General features: G+C 57.3%; 11 protein-coding genes. 4 read left to right on the top strand and 7 right to left on the bottom strand.

What is annotated here, in order from left to right:
- Window positions 1-104 precede the first annotated feature (104 nt).
- Complete coding sequence (polA, locus tag THTE_RS06495) at window positions 105-2,981, bottom strand: DNA polymerase I (RefSeq protein WP_237260221.1); 2,877 nt, start codon at window positions 2,979-2,981, stop codon at window positions 105-107.
- A gap of 52 nt (window positions 2,982-3,033) precedes the next feature.
- The gene (locus tag THTE_RS06500) at window positions 3,034-3,729 is read right to left on the bottom strand and encodes a DUF3047 domain-containing protein (RefSeq protein WP_157731848.1); all 696 of its coding nucleotides are present in this window, start codon (window positions 3,727-3,729) and stop codon (window positions 3,034-3,036) included.
- A gap of 747 nt (window positions 3,730-4,476) precedes the next feature.
- On the opposite strand from THTE_RS06500, the gene pncB reads away from it, so the two are divergent.
- The 4 genes from pncB to pncA all read left to right on the top strand — a co-directional run bounded on the left by pncB (window position 4,477) and on the right by pncA (window position 9,516).
- Window positions 4,477-5,928 (top strand): nicotinate phosphoribosyltransferase, encoded by a 1,452-nt coding sequence (gene pncB, locus THTE_RS06505; RefSeq protein WP_095414668.1) that lies wholly within the window; start codon window positions 4,477-4,479, stop codon window positions 5,926-5,928.
- A complete protein-coding gene (gene nadE / locus THTE_RS06510; RefSeq protein ID WP_095414669.1) occupies window positions 5,925-7,922 on the top strand; it encodes an NAD(+) synthase in 1,998 nt (665 codons plus the stop codon). The genes pncB and nadE overlap by 4 nt, the downstream gene beginning before the upstream one ends.
- Before the next feature lie 37 nt (window positions 7,923-7,959).
- Window positions 7,960-8,697 (top strand): NUDIX hydrolase, encoded by a 738-nt coding sequence (locus THTE_RS06515; RefSeq protein ID WP_095414670.1) that lies wholly within the window; start codon window positions 7,960-7,962, stop codon window positions 8,695-8,697.
- Window positions 8,698-8,880: 183 nt separating this feature from the next.
- Window positions 8,881-9,516, top strand: coding sequence for a bifunctional nicotinamidase/pyrazinamidase (gene pncA, locus THTE_RS06520; protein ID WP_095414671.1), 636 nt, complete (start codon window positions 8,881-8,883; stop codon window positions 9,514-9,516).
- 141 nt (window positions 9,517-9,657) lie between these two features.
- Here pncA and THTE_RS06525 read toward each other — a convergent pair whose 3' ends face one another.
- From THTE_RS06525 to THTE_RS06545, 5 genes are all read right to left on the bottom strand, one after another.
- Window positions 9,658-12,720 (bottom strand): hypothetical protein, encoded by a 3,063-nt coding sequence (locus tag THTE_RS06525; protein ID WP_095414672.1) that lies wholly within the window; start codon window positions 12,718-12,720, stop codon window positions 9,658-9,660.
- Window positions 12,721-12,722: 2 nt separating this feature from the next.
- Window positions 12,723-13,388: a KdsC family phosphatase gene (locus tag THTE_RS06530; protein ID WP_207651797.1), complete on the bottom strand. Its 666-nt coding sequence runs from the start codon at window positions 13,386-13,388 to the stop codon at window positions 12,723-12,725.
- 45 nt (window positions 13,389-13,433) lie between these two features.
- Entirely contained in the window at window positions 13,434-14,684 is a 1,251-nt protein-coding gene (locus THTE_RS06535) for a KpsF/GutQ family sugar-phosphate isomerase (protein WP_207651798.1), read from the bottom strand.
- 246 nt (window positions 14,685-14,930) lie between these two features.
- Window positions 14,931-16,385, bottom strand: a complete 1,455-nt coding sequence (gene zwf / locus THTE_RS06540) for a glucose-6-phosphate dehydrogenase (protein WP_095414673.1) — start codon at window positions 16,383-16,385, stop codon at window positions 14,931-14,933.
- Window positions 16,386-16,501: 116 nt separating this feature from the next.
- Window positions 16,502-18,322: a prenyltransferase/squalene oxidase repeat-containing protein gene (locus THTE_RS06545; RefSeq protein WP_095414674.1), complete on the bottom strand. Its 1,821-nt coding sequence runs from the start codon at window positions 18,320-18,322 to the stop codon at window positions 16,502-16,504.
- Window positions 18,323-18,377: the final 55 nt, after the last annotated feature.

Raw genomic sequence — 18,377 nt, forward strand, 5'->3', positions numbered from 1 at the left:
TTCCTGAAGTGTTTCGTTAATGGCGACTGAGTGTGAGTGAGTCCTTTTCCGTGAAAACAATACGTGGCAGGCGGGCTGTGTCAGATTTGATACAGGGGCCTGGTTTATACTGGTTCCATATCATTCCAGTTCGGCCCGGCACCCACATCTACCTTGAGCGGGACATTCAGTTTCATGACCGATTCCATTTCCTGGCGGACAAGACGGGCTGTGGCGGACACCTCGTCCGCTGGGCATTCGAACACAAGTTCGTCGTGGACCTGAAGGATCATCCTTGCGGCCAAGCCCGCCTCCCGCAGGGCATTCCGAACTCTGATCATGGCCAGCTTGATAAGGTCGGCTGCCGAACCCTGCACGACCGTGTTGATAGCCGTCCGTTCTGGGAGATTGCGCTGGCGGGTGGGGTGCTCCCGCACTCCGGAGATCCTCCGCTTCCTTCCCAGGATTGTGCGAACAAATCCCTGGCGGCGACATTCCTGGAGCACGCCCAGCAGAAAACGATCAATCCCGGGATAGCGGGCAAAATAGGCATCAATAAACGCTGCGGCCTCTTCTTTCGAGATTCTCAATTGTTTGGCCAGGCCAAACGGCGTCTGTCCGTAGATCACTCCAAAATTGACGGCCTTGGCTTTCCGCCGCATCTCGGGGGTCACTTGGGTGGGAGGGACGCCAAACACCTCCGCGGCAACTGCCGTGTGAATATCTTCGTCACGGTGGAATGCCTCGCACAGCCGCTCGTCCTGAGAGAAGTGCGCCAGCATGCGGAGCTCGATCTGGGAATAATCGGCTGAAATCAGGCGCCAACCCTCCTCGGCGACAAAAGCAGATCGAATTTCGCGACCTTCCTCCGTCCGCACCGGGATGTTTTGGAGATTCGGATCACTGCAACTGAGCCGTCCGGTGGCGGTTACGGCCTGGTGAAATGATGCGTGGACCCTGCCCGTTCGCGGACACACCATTGTGGCCAGGCCCTCCACGTAGGTGTTCTTCAGTTTGGCGTACTGGCGATAGTCGATTATCTTGGCAGGGAGCGGGTGAATGGCCGCGAGCTCTTCCAGGACCTCGGAGTCTGTGCTGATCCCGGTTTTCGTTTTCTTCGAGCTGGGGAATTGAAGTTTGTCGAAAAGGATCTCCTGAAGCTGCTTCGGAGAGCCGATGTTGAATCTTTGCCCGGCAAGCTGGTAAATCTCCTCTTCCAAGATCTGCATGCGTCGTTCAAACTCTTCGCCGAGTTTTCTCAGGCGTTCGGTATCCACACGGATACCGTAATACTCCATTTCCGCCAGGATTTCCACCAGGGGCATTTCCACATCGGCGAACAGTTTCGCCAATTCTTCCCGCTCGAGTTGCGGCTCCAGTTTTTGCTTCAGGTGCCAGGGGAGAATGGCGTCCTGGACGGCATAACGCGCGATATCTTCAATCGCCACCTCATTCATTTGCTTCTGTTTGCGGCCGGTGCCGATAAGCTCGGATATCTTGATTGTCTCGTGGCCTAGCAGGCGGGCGGCCTGCTCATCCAAACTGTGGGATCGCGAACCGGGATCCAGAAGATAGTCGGCGAGCATGCAATCGAATCCAAGCCCCTGCACATCGAATCCGCAGGAGCGCAGAACAACGAGATCGTATTTCAAATTCTGCCCAATCTTTGCAATTTGCTTGTTACCGAGAATTGGTCCCAGATGGATAAGCACATCCTGCAGGGAGAGGGCTGGACTTCCTTCTGGTGTGAGGATGGGGATGTAGTATCCTTCCTGCGGCTCCGCTGCCAGCGAGATCCCCACCAGATCGGCCCAGCGAGGACGAATGTCCGTGGTTTCTGTATCCAGACTCATCGCGTTGGCCTGGGCGAGCCGGCCCGCCAGGTCCTTCAGCTCTCGAGTTGTTTGGACAACGTGGTAACGATAGGAGATAGCCTGGGGGGGAGTAGGTGGGGATTCCTGTTGCGGTGCAAGCTTTTGGAGATCTGCGATGAGTCGGCGAAAGCCGAGCTGGCGGCACAGTTCGATGGCCCGGTCTATTTGAACAGGCTTCAACGTGAGTTCCTGGGGCTGGAGGTCCAGCGGGACGTCTCGTCTGAGGCGGACCAGCTCTCGAGAGAGAAAGGCCTGTTCGCGATAAGTTTCGAGGTTGTCACGTTTTTTGCCGGGGGGTAGCTCCGCGAGATGCTCGTAAAGAGCCTCGAGCGTTCCATAACGCTGAAGGAGTTCCTGGGCCGCCTTGGGACCAATTAGGGGGACGCCCGGCACATTGTCACTGCTGTCTCCCACGAGGGCCTGAAAATCAACGACCTGCTCAGGAGTGACGCCCCATTCGCGGAGGAGAGCCTCGCGGTCGATATATGTTTCCTTGCGCAGATTCAGGAGTTTTACACGATCGGTGATGAGCTGGCGACAGTCTTTGTCGTTGGTGACGAGAACGCACTCACCGCCCTGCGCTTCGACAATCGACGCCAGTGTTGCCATGATGTCGTCGGCTTCGAACCCCGGCCGACGTAGCACGGGTATGCCGAGGGCTTCCAGAAACTGCTCGATGAGTTCGATTTGCGGGATAATGTCGGCATCGAGTTCCGGCCGATGGGCTTTGTATTCCGCGTAAATCTCCTTCCGGAAGCTTGGTTCTTTTGCATCGAAGGCGCAAATGAGAAAATCTGGCTTGTATCTGGTCAACAGATGGATCATATCCCGGACGAATCCGAACACGGCATTGACCGGGCGTCCATCAGGGGCGGTCATCTCCGGCAAAGCATGAAACAACTGGTGGATGAGCGAGTGGGCATCCACCACGAACACCCGTTTGCCCCGAAAGAGTTCGTCTGATTCATGGGTTGTGGCTGGCGACGGAGTTGATGTGGCCGTCAGGACATCCTCCGTCTGCGCGGGGGTTAAGCCCTCCTGAGATGCCTGTTGGAACAGGTCAGGAGTTAGCTCCTGAGTGGGTGTCATCACGGTACGGCGGAAACGGGTCGCTCGTTTAGGACTCATCGATGGGCCTATCTGTTCTTTTTACACCCTCGATCGAGATCTGTGCCGGTTATCAGGGCTTCGCGGGAGGTTGAGAAAAGGTAAGCGGGCCGATCAGCCCCTCCGCCACGCTGCTTGTGTGGTCGGAATCGCACCAGATCCCGATGGCCACCACATGGGGATGCGAGCCTTTAAAATACTTGTCGTGGTCTTCCACGACGTTGCGGGTTTCTGTCAACCAGTCTTCAGCAGTACCCCGCCGTAGGACGAGGGTATAAAGTTCTACACGACCGAAAATGAGCGAATTGTAGGTGCGGTGGATGACGTCCTTATCCCCTTCCCGGGCGGGGTTATCCCACACGTAGCCGATGACGTCATATCCGTCGGAGCGGCGGAAAGCGAGATATACCTGAAGGACCTGATCGTTCGTGGAGTCGTAGTTGGCATTTCCGCCCCGCGGGAGAGTCAGGGCCTTCCAGCCCCAGGAAAGCTGAGGATAGCGGTCGGCAGCAAACGGACGGGAACGGAGGTCCTGGTAGAGGACGAACGAAGCGCGAACCGCTCGCAGGCGCAATACGCGTTGGTGCGGGTTTTGAGGATCGGCCTCTACTGTGATGCGAACATCGCCACCGAGCCCGGCCTTTTGATACTCCCATGGGCTTGGCCAGCTCACGTTTGTCAGCCAGCGCGAGACGAGTGGTCCATGGAAGCCAAAAACTTTCTGGCTCTCTTCGCCCGCTGCGATTGATGCGACGCTGACCAGGGCCATCAGCACCCAAACGAGGAAAACCCTGTGGAACAGGCGGGGCGGCCTCGTGCGAGGGACTTGCTGGTGACAAGTCCGAAGATGGCGGGAGAACATAGGACGTCCCTTTCGCTGAACGTACCGACAGTGGAAACTTCCCGTTTGCGGGAGCCGCGGCAAGGTCACGGGATGCAGAAAGAATCCTCAGCCCGATCTGGTGATTCTCAACTTATTCTATGCCTGATCAGATGGGCTCACAACTCAGCGAAATTCTGACTCATCCCCACTTTTCCTCTGCCGACGGAGACGCGGACGTCCAGAGTGGTTCGCGCGGAAGCGACATTCGATCCGGAGGGACCTGCTGGTCAGGTCCGGTTCCCCACGGTGGATCATGCGTTGCGTTTCGGCCGGCACGACAAGCATGCCCATGCGAAGGACTTCTCGGTGGGTGAGGTCCGCATTTGGAGCATCCATTTCACCGAGCGGGCCCCAACTGGTTGGTTGCGTGGTTCGTTAAACGGCAGGGGCAATTCAAGAATTGCCCCTACTACACGTTGTGCCCTCGGTATGTCATAGGTTTTTGCAAAAATGGGGTTGGGTATAAACAGACTTGCCTGGCCGGGGCAGTGAAAATCCGACAACATTCAACACGGGGAAATGTTTTTCTGACGCTGGTGATGGTGACTGAGCACCACGGTGGCCTGCACCGGCAGATAAAAACGAAAGATTTATAATAGGAAAAACATGCAAAATCTTTAGGATGGTTGCTGTATGACGAGCTACGCGAAGGCGATCTTTTCCAACCCAGCGCTATTGACCGATCTTTATCAATTGACAATGGCCCAGGGTTACTGGCGCCAGGGTTGGGCCGACCGCCGCGCTGTTTTCCATCTGTTTTTTCGCCGGGCACCGTTTGGTGGCCGATTCGCTATCGCTTGCGGGATGGAAGCGGTGGTGGAATTTCTCAAGCGATGGCGATTCACCGAGGAAGACCTCGGCTATCTGGCGACACTCAAGGCCCCTGATGGTCGGCCTCTTTTTTGTCCAGAATTTCTCGATTATCTGGCTGGCCTGCGTTTTGAGGGGGAACTCCTGGCCGTGCGGGAGGGGACCATCATTTTTGCTCACGAGCCTTTTTTGCGGGTTCAGGCGGGTCTGTTGGTCTCGCAGTTGCTGGAGACACCGCTCCTCAATCTGGTGGGATTTCCCACGCTGGTGGCCACCAAGGCGGCACGGGTGGCGCGAGCTGCCCATCCCGATCCGGTCATTGAATTTGGCTTGCGACGAGCACAGGGGTTTGAGGCAGCGCTCATTGCAGCGCGGGCGACATACATCGGCGGATGCGTGGGCACTTCTCATGTCCTGGCCGGAAAACTGTGGGATATCCCCGTTCGGGGCACTCAGGCTCACAGTTGGATTCTCGCGTTTGGTGACGAGCGCCGGGCTTTCGAGGCTTACGCCGAGAGTTATCCTTCCAGTTGTGTGCTTTTGGTGGATACGTTCGATACAATCCAGGGAGTCAAACACGCGATCGAGGTAGCACAGAAGCTTAAGGAAAAAGGACATCGATTGCTTGGGATTCGTCTGGACTCCGGCGACTTGGTGACGCTGAGCCAGAAGGCCCGACAGATGCTCGATGAGGCGGGCCTCAACGATGTGGTTATTCTTGCGTCCGGAGATCTTGATGAGTATCGGATTAGCCGTCTCAAAGCGGCTGGGGCTCAAATCAATGCGTGGGGAGTGGGTACGCGGCTGACCACGGCCTTCGATGAGCCGGCGCTTTCCGTGGTCTACAAACTGGCGGCCATCCAGGATGGAAATGGAGCCTGGCACGACCGAATGAAGATCTCGGCGGAGACGGCCAAACAAACACTGCCGGGAATTTTGCGGGTTCGCCGGTATTATGCCGCAGGCCAGTCCCAGATGGATGTCATTTACGACGAACGCGATCCCCAGGATCTTCAGCTTCCCGCGAAGCGAGGGAAGGAGTTCACGTTTGACGAAGCCGTGGAGTTACTTCAACCCCTGTGGGTAGGGGGCGAACCGGTTCAAGAGGTCAGGAGTCTCAAAGAGATCCGGGAATACGTTCAGCGCCAGCTCGGCGCCTTTGCCTCGGAGTACCTCTCGCTGCGACGGGCAAAAGCGTTTCCGGTAAAGATGGCTCGCGGTGTTGCCATCCGCCGCCGACAACTGCGATATCATCATGAGGAGCCTTCAGCATGAGTCGGGTTCGCGTGGCAGGGGCGACCGTCAATCAGACGCCCCTCGATTGGTCCAACAACTTGGCCAATATCGTTCGTGCCATCGAAATTGCCCGGAACGAAGGGGCCACGATCCTTTGTCTGCCGGAATTGTGCATCACGGGCTATGGGTGCGAGGACGCTTTTCTTTCCCCAGGCGTTCACAAGACAGCGCTGGAAGTGCTCATGGAGTGTCTGCCCCATACCAAAGGGATGATTGTCTCTCTGGGACTTCCGGTGTTTCACCGATGCGCCGTCTTCAATTCGGCCTGCCTGGTCGCAGACGGGCAAATCCTCGGTTTTGTCCCCAAGAGGTTTTTGGCATCGGAGGGCCTCCATTACGAACCTCGGTGGTTCAAGCCCTGGCCGGCGGGTGTGTGCGATCAAATTGAAATTGCCGGTCGCAACTACCCGATTGGCGATTACGTGTTCAGCGTGGGTGGGATTCGAGTCGGTTTTGAAATCTGCGAGGACGCCTGGGTGGCTCAGCGACCGGGGAGTGAGCTGGCCTCACGGGGAGTCGATCTGATTCTCAATCCAAGTGCCAGCCACTTTTCGTTCGGGAAGTACGAGATCCGCAAGCGGTTCGTGGTGGAAGGTTCCCGAGCCTTCCATGTGGGATACATTTACACCAACCTGATGGGCAATGAAGCCGGGCGTGTCATTTACGACGGGGGAGTTTTGATTGCATCGCAGGGACGGATTATCGCTGCAGGCCCACGATTCAGCTTTCGGCCGGTCACGGTGACTACGGGTGTGGTGGATGTGGAGCTCAACCGCGTGAACAGGGCCCGTTCGGCTGGCTTTGATCCTCATTTAGCTTTTCGCAATGACGGGGTGGTCAATTTTCCCTGGAATTTTCCGGACATCGAACCTTCCGTGGAAATGGCGCGGTGGCCGGCGTGGGAAACGGGACCATATCTTAAAGAGGAGGAATTCGCGCGGGCCGTGATGCTCGGGCTGTTCGATTACCTGCGCAAAAGCAAAGCTCGGGGGTTTGTTGTCAGCGTGAGCGGGGGAGCCGATTCCTCAGCGGTGGCCTGCCTCGCGGCTCTCATGGTCGAAGCGGCCCATCAGGAACTGGGTCACGAAGCCTTTTGCCAGGCCCTCAGCCACATTCCCGAGCTGAAAACGACTCAAACTCATCAGGAGCGCATTGCAAAACTCCTTCACTGTATTTACCAGGCTACGCGGAACAATAGTCCCGCTACCCGGGAGGCGGCCACGGCCGTGGTGACCTCCCTCGGCGCGACCATGTCCTGCATTTCCGTGGACGAAATCGTCGCGCTCTATGTGAAGCGTATCGAAGAGGTTCTCGGGCACCCTCTGACCTGGGACAAGCATGACATCGCTTTGCAGAACATCCAGGCCCGCGCTCGTGGCCCAAGTGCCTGGCTGCTGGCGAACGTCAAGGGTGCCTTACTTTTGACCACCAGTAACCGATCTGAAGCGGCCGTCGGGTATGCCACCATGGACGGCGATACCTGTGGGAGCATCAGCCCGATTGCTGGTATCAATAAGACCTACCTGCGGCAGTGGTTGAAGTGGCTGGAGCAGGTGGGCCCCGAGGGATTGCATCCTGTGCCGGCCCTCGCCAAGGTCAACGCCCTCACACCGACCGCAGAATTGCGTCCCAGCGAACAACAGCAGACAGACGAAGCCGATTTGATGCCTTATCCCATTCTCGATTTTATTGAAAAGGCGGCTATTCGCGACAAACTATCGCCGAAGGAGATCTATCGTCTCATGCGGCACGAGTTCCCCGATTATGGGCCTGAGCAACTGGTCACGTGGGTCGAGCGGTTCTTCCGTTTATGGTGCCGCAACCAGTGGAAGCGCGAGCGGTATGCTCCGGCTTTTCACGTGGATGACGAAGACCTTGACCCACGCAGTTGGTGCCGATTCCCGATTCTTTCGGGAGGATTCGAACGGGAGTTGGCGGAACTTCGCCAGGCAGTAGAAAACGGCAGTTTGTAACACCAGGGGTTCCCTACATCACGGAGTAATTTTTTCGATGGGCTACACGTACGAATACCCGCGCCCTGCAGTGTGCGTGGACTGTGTTGTTTTTGGGCTTCCCGAAACGGATACCAGCCGCCCTCCTGCGTCACCAGACGTTCTCCTCATCCAGCGTGGCCGACCGCCGTTTGCAGGGATGTGGGCGTTACCCGGCGGGTTTGTGGACATTGACGAGCCTCTCGAAGCAGCGGCGGCACGTGAACTGGAAGAGGAAACAGGAATTCGGGGGGCAGCGCTGGAGGTTGCTGGTGTTTACGGCGCACCGGGCCGGGACCCGCGGGGCCGTACGATCTCGATCGTGTACCGCGCCCTCGTCTGGAAGTCGGCCCATTCACCGCAGGGTGGTGATGACGCCGCAAAAGCTCAATGGTTCAGCCTTTCTGCCCTGCCACCGATGGCATTTGATCATAATCAGATCGTAAAAGAAATCACCGAGAATCTCCGCCGTGACATCCGCACGCGACCGTTTGGGCGGGAATTACTTCCGGACAGTTTTACCATCAGCGAACTTCGGCGGGTTTATGAGATCATGCTGGGCTGCCCGGTTTCGGCGAGAAAACTTCAAAGTTTTCTGCTCAAAGTGGGAGTGATTGAGCCGGCCGAGCAGGCCCATTCGGCCCCCGTCGAAACACCCACGTTAGGTCGTCGCAGAAAACTGTTTCGGTTCTGTTCAGCAGTTTACGAAGAGTTGGCCCGCAGCGGATTTACACCCGAAGCATTTGCCGGAATGTAAGCAATTTTTGGCATCAGTTTGCCGGATGGGAGTTACCGTTCAAAATTCCATCGTCGTTTTAAAGCAAAGATGGTAGTCCAAACGGTGCGAATGCGTAGTCTGGAAGTTTGCAGGGCAGGTTCTTTACTGGCTTCGATAATAAAAATGGGGTAGCACGGGGGCTTGGAGAGGAGATTTCCGCCTATGGACGCACTGATCGTGGTGGATGTTCAGAACGACTTTTGTCCAGGCGGTGCGCTACCGGTACCGCGGGGGGACGAGGTGGTCCCTGTGATCAATCGGCTCATGCCACTTTTTCCACTGGTGGTGGCCACCCAGGATTGGCATCCGCCCGACCATTGCAGCTTCGCGACCAATCACCCCGGCAAGCAGCCAGGAGAGGTTGTGGAACTCAACGGAGTGCCACAAATCCTGTGGCCTGTGCATTGTGTTCAGGGGACTCCGGGAGCTGAGTTTCATCCTGGGCTTAATACGCAGTTGTTCCAGGTTGTGTTTCGCAAGGGCATAGATCCGGCTGTTGACAGTTACAGTGGTTTCTACGACAACGCCCGACGGCGTGCCACGGGGCTCCATGAATACCTCCAGGAAAACAACGTCACACGCATTTTTGTGTGTGGGTTGGCGACCGATTACTGCGTGAAGTGGACCTGTTTGGATGGGGCCGAGTTGGGCTATCAGACTTTTCTCCTTGAAGATGCGTGCCGGGGCGTGGAATTGATGCCGGGCGACGTGGAGAGATCTTTGAGGCAGCTTCGCGAGGCTGGTGTAACGATCGTTTCCAGCGCCGATCTCAGCTCGATTTTGGAGCACCGCCCCTGAATTTTGCAGCAGGACGGGGGCGTGCCGCTGGCGGTAAATGAAGGGTAAAGTCGCCGGGGCAAGAAAATCGGACCCTGAATCTTCACGGTGCGGGCGAAAATTTCGTCCGGCCGTCAAATGAGAGCTGGACCGTCAGGAAGTTCACCCGCCCAGAGGAACAGTTGGCGAGCGGCTAATCTCCAGGGATTTGGCATCGTCCACTTTGACCGTTTTGGTGGAATACCAGAAGTAGATTCGCCGCGCTGTCGTCTTCTGAATTGGGCCACCGAGAAATTCCTGCCGGTACAGCTCTGCTGGAACATCCCCGTCACCTTCCAGAACCAGGAGCGTTTTCGATTCATCCAGAGACAGACGCCTTGCCCGGGCCGCGTGGAATTGGGCTTCTACAGTGACGTTTCCCAGAGCCACGAGCTCGAGATGGGGTCTTTGCTCTCCCGGTCCGAAAATCTGAAACGCGGTGAGCTCCTGGCAGTTAAGCACCATGCCATCCGGACCCAGCAGCGCGGGATCGTCAGGCAAACTCTGGGCAGACCACGTGGTCACTCCGCCATACCGAGCTTTGACTCGGCCATAACAACCCACCTGCCGCTGTTGGATGTTTCCCTCCAATCGCTGGTGGAAACTGATGTCCAGCATGACGAGGCGTTGATTCGGTGGATTGGCTTGGGGAGAGCCAGTGTCCTGATCGGGGTTTGTCTTAGGTGAGGGGTTTTCCTGTGAGTTATCTTCCCGTCCTTGATCAGGCTGACCCTGTGTTACGGGGCGTGTTACTCCATCAGCCGAAAAAATCCCGGTGAGACTGGACGCCTGGCGGACAGTTCCGAACCGGCCTGGTCCGGGTGCGGAGACCCGGCCGCTCAAGAAATCCACACTGATTTCGCTGACCCGCAACATATCCCGGGCAACGAGATTGCCGGATGGATCAAGCTCGAGATTCTCCACGTATACATTTCCGATTGCTCGGGCTAACCGCACCTGATGTCCTTTGAAACTGGAAAGACTGGAAAGGATGACGGGCTCTTCGAGTTCAATTCCCAGCGCATCGGCCTGCAGACGCCTCGGACCGGAGGTAAGTTGAACGCCTCCGTGGAAGGAAATCGTTCGCCCGGCGAAGTCCATGCCCTGGTTCCATTGAATGGCAACTCGGTCCTCCGCGGAGACGGGAATCATCTGCTCAGCAGATTTTTCTATGTCGAGGCGTCCCACGCCGGCAACGGAGAGAAGGTTCCGACCGCGGTCGAGGAAGATCTGATAACCCGTCAGGGCCAGCCCGCGGCCAGCCACGTAGGCGGGATTACCAGTGAGTGAGAATATCGTGGAAGGCCGCGTGGGGTGGGTCACCTCGAGGTGATCGCCGCGGAGTTGCAGCGGGTGAAGGTCTGCCTGCTGGGGCCGTTCGTCGGCAACGACGCTGCCGTCCGCGGAAAGGGCTGTTAATTCTGCCGCTTGGCCTGGATAAGCCGCGAACTCCATTCGCAGCAGGTTGGCCCGCAAGGCTATCTGACCGGTATTCGTCATTAAAGCTGAACTGTCATCCTTTCCGGCGGACTGTTCAACCGCCTGGGGACGAATCCCATGCGATGCTCGAGAAGTTTGTGTTGGTAGGGCATTGTCCCACTTGATCCAGGCTTCCAGGCGATCAGATTGAGCGGCGAACTGAGAAGAGGTAAGTTCTACAGCCGATTGGGCCACGAAGCGGCGAAGCCGAAGCGAGGCAAAATCTGTCGCGCGTAAACCGGCGTCTGCCCAGCACCAGATCTCCTGGGCATTGAGAGTCCCCAGGTCGCCAGCCTCAATTTGAACGCCTCCCTGCAGCGCGGCGACGCGTTCGTTGGACCCGGTGGTAAATGTCAGGCTGCGTCCCCAGGTCAGTATCCATTCCTGAGAAGAGTTGGTGGGCGTGAACTGGGCCTTGCCGGGCCCCACAGCCGCCAGCATCTCAATGTCTCCCGCCGAGGTTAGTTGGCATTGCACCGCCAGTGCGGAAAACTGATCTTTTCCCCTTTTTCCCTGCACGCCGTTGGAACCACCCAGAGACATGGCCCCGGAAGCGGCGTCGTAGCGAAGGTCCTCGCCCTGCAATTCGCCATTCCAGGTGGGAAACACGATTCGGACGGGACGGCCGATGGCCCGGACGAGGTGGATAGACCATCTCGATGACCCAGGAATCGGCTTCTTCACACTCGACGGATCAGGCGACGCTGGGGTTTCCGCGGGCGGCGCACTTGTGCTGTTTGACGGTCCTGCCTCCTGAAAAGTGACCACAAGCTGCTGGCATCGAAGCTGTAACACGCTTTGGCTGTTCTGGGTCCGTGAAATTTCTACCCGGTCTTCCAGGGTCAGTGTTTTCTGTGCCGGAACGAAGAGCAGGGGCCCCTGGCACGAAATATCGAGCGCCTCATCTCGCGAAGGCGGGGATGGGGAATCCATGGCCCCCTTCGCTTGCGGTTTGTCGGAGCTCCTGACGGTCTCAAGATCGATGTGGAGGCGATCCACATGGCGGAGCAAAAACCGATCGATATTGAGCGGTTCCTGCTCGAATCCTCCACGCGAGAACGGCGTCCTCCCCCGGAAAACAATTTCCATTCCCGCTCCCCGGGCACGATGTTTTCCCCAGGAAAGTTCCAGAGGATGATTCGTCCAGACGCGGTGCTCCGTGACTGTGATGTCGCGAGTCGTGAGTCGGAAATCCGGATGATCCTGGGTGGGATTTTCACCTCGCACGACGACATTGCCCAGCAATTGGCCAGCGATGAAACGTCCGATTCGGGCTGTCCTCAGGTCAAGGGGCCGATCAAACTGGAAAATCGCGCCATCGAGCGCTTCGAGGATAAGTATTTCCGGTAGATTCGACGGCCATTTTGGGGACGCTGACGTGCGGGAATCAAAGACCAAAAGGCACGGCCGAACCAGCACACGCCCTTCACCGAGATTCCAGTAGTCCTGGAAAAGCAGCGTCGTCTGGTCAATTTCCAGCATTTTGGCATTTTTGATGAGCTGACTGCGACCGGGAAAGAAAGCCGAAAGTGCCTGCAGTCGCTGTTGAAGCCGCTGGTCAGCGGGAAAATCCACACTTCGCTGGGAACTTCCGTGAAGGTCTGGTTGAGGCTCGATAAGAGGCACTGCCAACACGGCATACAGGTGGTAGGCCGCGGCCGTCACCAAAAGGCTCACAATGATCTGTGCCCAGCGGTGCCTCAGCATTTTTAAAAGATGTGTGAAGCGGTAATGACGGCACAGTTCTTCCGATCCGATCCCGCGTTTCCCCGTTCTTCGGCGAGATAGCTATCCAGAAGCGTGGACCAGAGACGCTGAGTTCGAAGAACCAATTCGATCACCTCGCGGAGTGCCCCCCAGCCGCCTGGTGCGGTCGTCACATAATGGGCCGCCGTGCGCACGTCCCAAGCGGCATCAGCCACGGCCACGCCGAGTCCCACCTGTTGCAGCACGGAAATGTCGGGCAAATCATCTCCTACGTAGCAGAGCTCGTAACGGGACAACCCCCACATGTTAAGGACGCTTTCTACCGCCGGCCATTTCGGCCCAACGCCTTGAATCACCTGGTCGACGCCCATCTCTCTGGCGCGCTGTTCCACAACAACGGACCGTCGTTTGCTGAGCAGTCCCAACCGGTAGCCCGCTTTTTTCCAGAGCAGGCACCCCATTCCGTCTCGCACGTGAAATGCCTTCAGTTCGTAACCGCGTTCACTGAGCCAGAGTTGGCCGTTCGTCAAAACCCCGTCCACATCGGAAATGATCGCGCGAATTGCCAGACAGCGTTGGCGGAGATCATCGGGCAGGTCCGGGGCGGTATCCATTGAGTGAAGGGGCGGCATCATCGACCTCGTTACGATTTCACGTACGTGCTGCATGCAAGTTTCGTTGGTTTTATTGAAAACGAGAAAGCCCGAAAATTTTCAGTCCGTTTGATTAGAGCCACTCCGTTTAGCGTGGTCGAGGGGAATGATTGTCGGTGGTAAATCCCTCGTCCTGTCGATGGATTGTGCGGACACATTGCCCCGTTGCGGATGCCGGACGCATTCGTCATCCGCCGCAAACTCGGCTTCGATGGCACTGGAAGCCTCGGGAAACAAGCCGATCACATCGGTAATATCGAGCAGACCACACGGGTGGTTATCCTTATCGACAACGGGAAGTTCGCTGATTTTTTTCCGGGCAAGAAGGGCCACGGCTTCCCGAAGAGGAGTCCCCAGCAAGACGGTGATCGGAGATCGAGTCATATACTCGGAGACAGGTTCGTCGAGAACGGATTCGCGACGGCTCTCCAACAATTTTGCCAGGTCACTATCTGTGAAAATGCCGGTCAATCGCCCCTCATCGTCGAGAAGCATAATCGCTCCCGTGCGACGGCCGGGGAGTCGGGTCTCCACGATGATCTGGCGGATGGTATGTCGCTCGGAAGCCAAACGACACTGGGAAAGAGGACGCATCTGGTCCTCGACCCGGCCGAGTTTACGACCGAGACTCCCACCTGGATGGAACCGGGCGAAATCCTCCGGCCGAAATCCGCGGAGGTACGAGAGCGTCAGAGCGATCGCGTCTCCCACGGCGAGCATGACGGCCGTCGTGGTGGTGGGTGCGAGTTGTAAATGCCCAGCTTCGCCCACACTACCCAGTGCGATCACCGTGGCCGCTGCGCGACCGAGCCGGCTCTCTTCGCGGCTGGTAATCGCGATAATGGGGACATCCATTTCGCGGAAAAAGGGAAGTAACCGAACAACTTCTTCGGTTTCTCCACTCCACGAGAGCACAATGGCCACGTCTCCGCGGCGGATTCTTCCCAGGTCTCCATGCACAGCCTCGGCCGGATGAAGAAAATGACTCGGCGTGCCGGTGGACGCCAGTGTGGCGGAGATTTTCTGCCCAATGAGGCCCGCCTTTCCGATTCCTGTGACAATGACATTCCCGGAACAGGAATGGATGATGGCAACGGCCTTGCAAAAGGAAGGACCGAGACAACCGGCCGCCTGAACGACCGCCCGGCCGATGGTACTGACGACATCCCGAGCAAAGCGGAGTTGTTCAAACTCTGAGTGTTTGCTGAGAGCTGCATCCGTGCCCATATTGGGGATCCTTCCATATTGGCGGCGTGGACCAGGCTTGGAGGCCGCGACGACCTGATTGCGAATTTCATGGAACCGGTCCACCGAATCTCCCGCCAGGCTCCGCAATTCTACCCAGCTTTCCAGGAAGCCGCAACGCGAGAATGAGAGAGGCGTGGATTTTGGAGTTACCCGCAGGAAAACTACAAAATGCACCAGGATATGGAAAGTTGCTTGGACGTTGTCTTTGTCTCAGATTTCTCAGATTGTGTAGACTACCGCAGTATGTGACTTTACAATTTGCGTGTTCTTTTCCTAAACACTGTCAGTTCTTTAGTATGTTCAAATTAGCTATTCTAACACCGGGCACACATTGAACCACCGGCGTCCCTGTCGCTGCATCCATTCTTCTGAGTAGGGCGGCCCCCATCCGCCTGCTTCGTACAGCTCCAGTTGGGGAGGCCCACCGGCGTCCCATACCTGCTGAATGGGGTCGATGATGCCCCAGGCAAGTTCGACCTCATCTGCGCGGGCAAAGAGGCTGGGATCGCCAATCATCACATCGAGGAGTAACCGCTCGTACGCTTCCGGCATTTCGCCGGCAAACTTTTCTCGGAAGTTAAAATCCAGGTCTGTCAGACGCATTTTCATGCCCGCATCGGGCACCTTGGTCTGAAAATGGATCTGAATCCCCTCTGCGGGTTGAATCTGGAGAACCAGCCGATTGGCTTCGTGAATGTGTTTGGGGCCTCCCTCAAACATCATGTGGGGAGGTTCACGAAACTGAATAACAATCTGGGTGGTGCGGCAGGACATCGCTTTTCCCGAGCGGAGATAGAACGGCACGCCCTGCCATCGCCAGTTGTCCACGTACAATTTGACCACCCCAAAGGTCGCTGTCTGACTGTTGGGCGGAACGTTCGGCTCATCCCGATATTTGCGATACTGACCGCGGACTGTATTCGCCGCAACATCGGCCGGAGTGAAGGGACGCACCGCCCGCAGCACTTTGACCTTTTCATCGCGGATGTCGTCCGCATTGACTCGGCTGGGCGGCTCCATCGCGGTCAGCGTGAGAAGCTGAAGAAGATGGTTCTGAAACATGTCGCGGAGAATCCCTGCGGACTCGTAAAAGCTTGCCCGCCGACCGATGGGCAAGTCTTCCGCAGCGGTGATCTGAATATGATCGACATAATTTCGGTTCCAAATGGGTTCAAAAATGGTATTGGCAAAACGCAGGACGAGAACGTTCGCGACAGTCTCTTTTCCCAAATAGTGGTCGATGCGGTAAATCTGATGTTCGGCGAATACTTCGTGGATCTTGGCATTCAGTTGCCGCGCCGATTCGCGATCGCGTCCAAACGGCTTTTCCACCACGATTCGCCGCGGTCCCGAAGACTCGACGGCCATTCCAGCGGCTCCTAGATGGGCCACCGTGCACTCATAAAACTCTGGGGCAAGTGCCAGGTAATAAATCCGCGTTGAGGGCTGGTGGTTTTCCAGTTCCGAAACGAATTGATCAAGTTCTGGAAAACACTCAGCGCGACTGACGTCTCCCGGGTGGTAATAGATGTTTCTCGCGAACTCCTCCCACAAGGTCGGGTCGAAATGTTTTCCCACCTGCGCCATACACGCTTCCTTGAGGATCTCCCTCCACTGATCGTGGGAATACTCCGTTCGTGCCATGCCCACGATGAGGAGCGCGCCTGGCAGGCGTTTTTTTCGATGGAGTTCGTACAGCGCAGGGATGAGTTTTCGCCGGGTCAGATCGCCTGAGGCCCCAAAAATGACAATCGTATAGATCATCGCTGGCAGTCTCCGTGTCTGATTCTGTGCTGAACGAGGCCGTTAAACTTTCGCGCGGACGGTTTTGCAGCAAGGTGGCTTGCATCACGCCGGGCTCGAGCGTTGATAGTGCCATTTTACTGGCTCGGGGCGGCCGGTTGCGACGGCGCTGCAGCCGGGGGGGCAGGGGAAGTACTCGAGATCAATCGAAGCGCACCGGACGAATAGAGCGGCAGATGGCGATAGTACACCTCCAGGCAGTAGATGGAAAGACAGGTCACATACAGACGCCCACCTTCATTAGCCCAGGCATCACGAGAAGGTTTGAGGGGGTCCCAACTGCCGGCCTCACGTCCGGTTTTCACCTGGTTTTCCGGGAGAAGCTGCCGCATAACGGAATTCCATTTCTTCCAGTAATCGCCCTCCATGTGGTGACAAACCTGGGTAGCGTAGTACCAGTAGTAGACGTCCCGGTCTCTTTCAAAATTGATGAGATTGGCGGGTTCCGTGATCCAAGTCACGCCCTTTATGAGGCGGTCATCGTCACGTGACCAACCCAGAAACTGACGCATGAGAAGGGCCTCCGCCGTCATAGCCAAAGTGGCCTCGCGTCCTTTTTGATACGGATATTTGCTTCCGCCTTCGAGCGCGATCCGATCGAGAAACCGCGTCACCTTGCGGAAGACGTCGGCGGGGACTTCCAAGCCAGCCATTCTGGCGCTTTGGAGAGCCATCACGATCCAACCCGTCACGGAAACGTCACTGTCCGCGTTGGGACTGTATCGCCAGCCGCCTTCCGAGCTCTGCGAGCGGATGAGGTAATCGACCGCACGGAGCGCAGGCTCCCGGAATCGGTCGTCCCGCGTCATCCCGTAGATCTCGCAGAGGGCGATGGTGCACTGTCCCTGGGTATAAAAGCGGTGATTGAACGCTCCTTCGTGGAAAAAGTTTCCGTCGGCGTCCTGCTGTTGCAGGAGCCAATCCCAGCCTCGAGCGACATTCTCCCGGAACTTGCCGCGTTTGTGTGTGATGCCGGCGCCCTGAAACGCGAGGAGAGCCATCGCCGTGGCGGCTTCCGGATTCTCGTCCTGGGCTCCATTGGGGTAAGGCCCCACAAGGCTCCAGGAACCGTCCTTGCGCTGCTGTCTTGCCAGCCAGGCCAGTCCGAGCGCCACCGCGGCTTCCGTCGTCGCTGTGCCGCCGTACGCCGCCAACAGGGCTTCCTTGGCCCCCTCATCTCTCCCTTTCAAGGCATAACCGATGACGGTCGCTTGGAGATCGCTTGTGGACGTGACACCTTCCGGAATGATCTCGGCCGGAGGTGGCGCCGCGAAGGGGTTCTCCACACGGTTGAGGTCGGGCGGGGTGAGAAGTGGTTCCTCCACTTTCTCCGGGTCGTTCCCGGCAAATGGGGAATCGAATTCCAGCTGATCGCCGAGTTTCTCAGCGTAAATCTCCGCCGTGAGATCCACTTCCCGATGGAAAAATTGCGGAATGACGATGAGCGCCAGAATGATCAAAAGAATCATGTGAACAATGGCACTGATCAGCCAGGGCTGGGCGTAATACAGCAGAGTGTCGCCCAGATCCTCGGTCTGGTCATTCTCTTGGTCCGGCGGTTGGCCTCCTCTTCCTGGCGCGACCGAACGCTTGACACCAGTTCGGGGAAAAGCGACGTGAGCGGGAGTTCCGGTCTGGGGCGTAACCACACCAGGGTGAGTTATCGAAGTACCCGGAGGAGTCACCGGAATCGGCACAGGTCGCGCCGGAGATCCGATCCCAGGATTGACGTTCGAAGCGAGCGGTGCAGCTCCCGGGGAAGTTTGCGGGGCAATACGGGAAGTTTGGTCGGGTGATGCACCCGATGGCGGGACCGGAGAGTTCCGAAGCTGTTCCTGGCCCTCAGGTCCTCCAGGCGATCGCGGATTCTGGAAAGGCTGGGGAGCAGACGGCGTCATTACACTCTTATCCCCGGAGTCGCTGGCTCCCAATTATTCATGCTGCTACTCGGCG

Source organism: Thermogutta terrifontis, from assembly GCF_002277955.1.
In the GTDB taxonomy this organism is placed as follows: domain Bacteria; phylum Planctomycetota; class Planctomycetia; order Pirellulales; family Thermoguttaceae; genus Thermogutta; species Thermogutta terrifontis.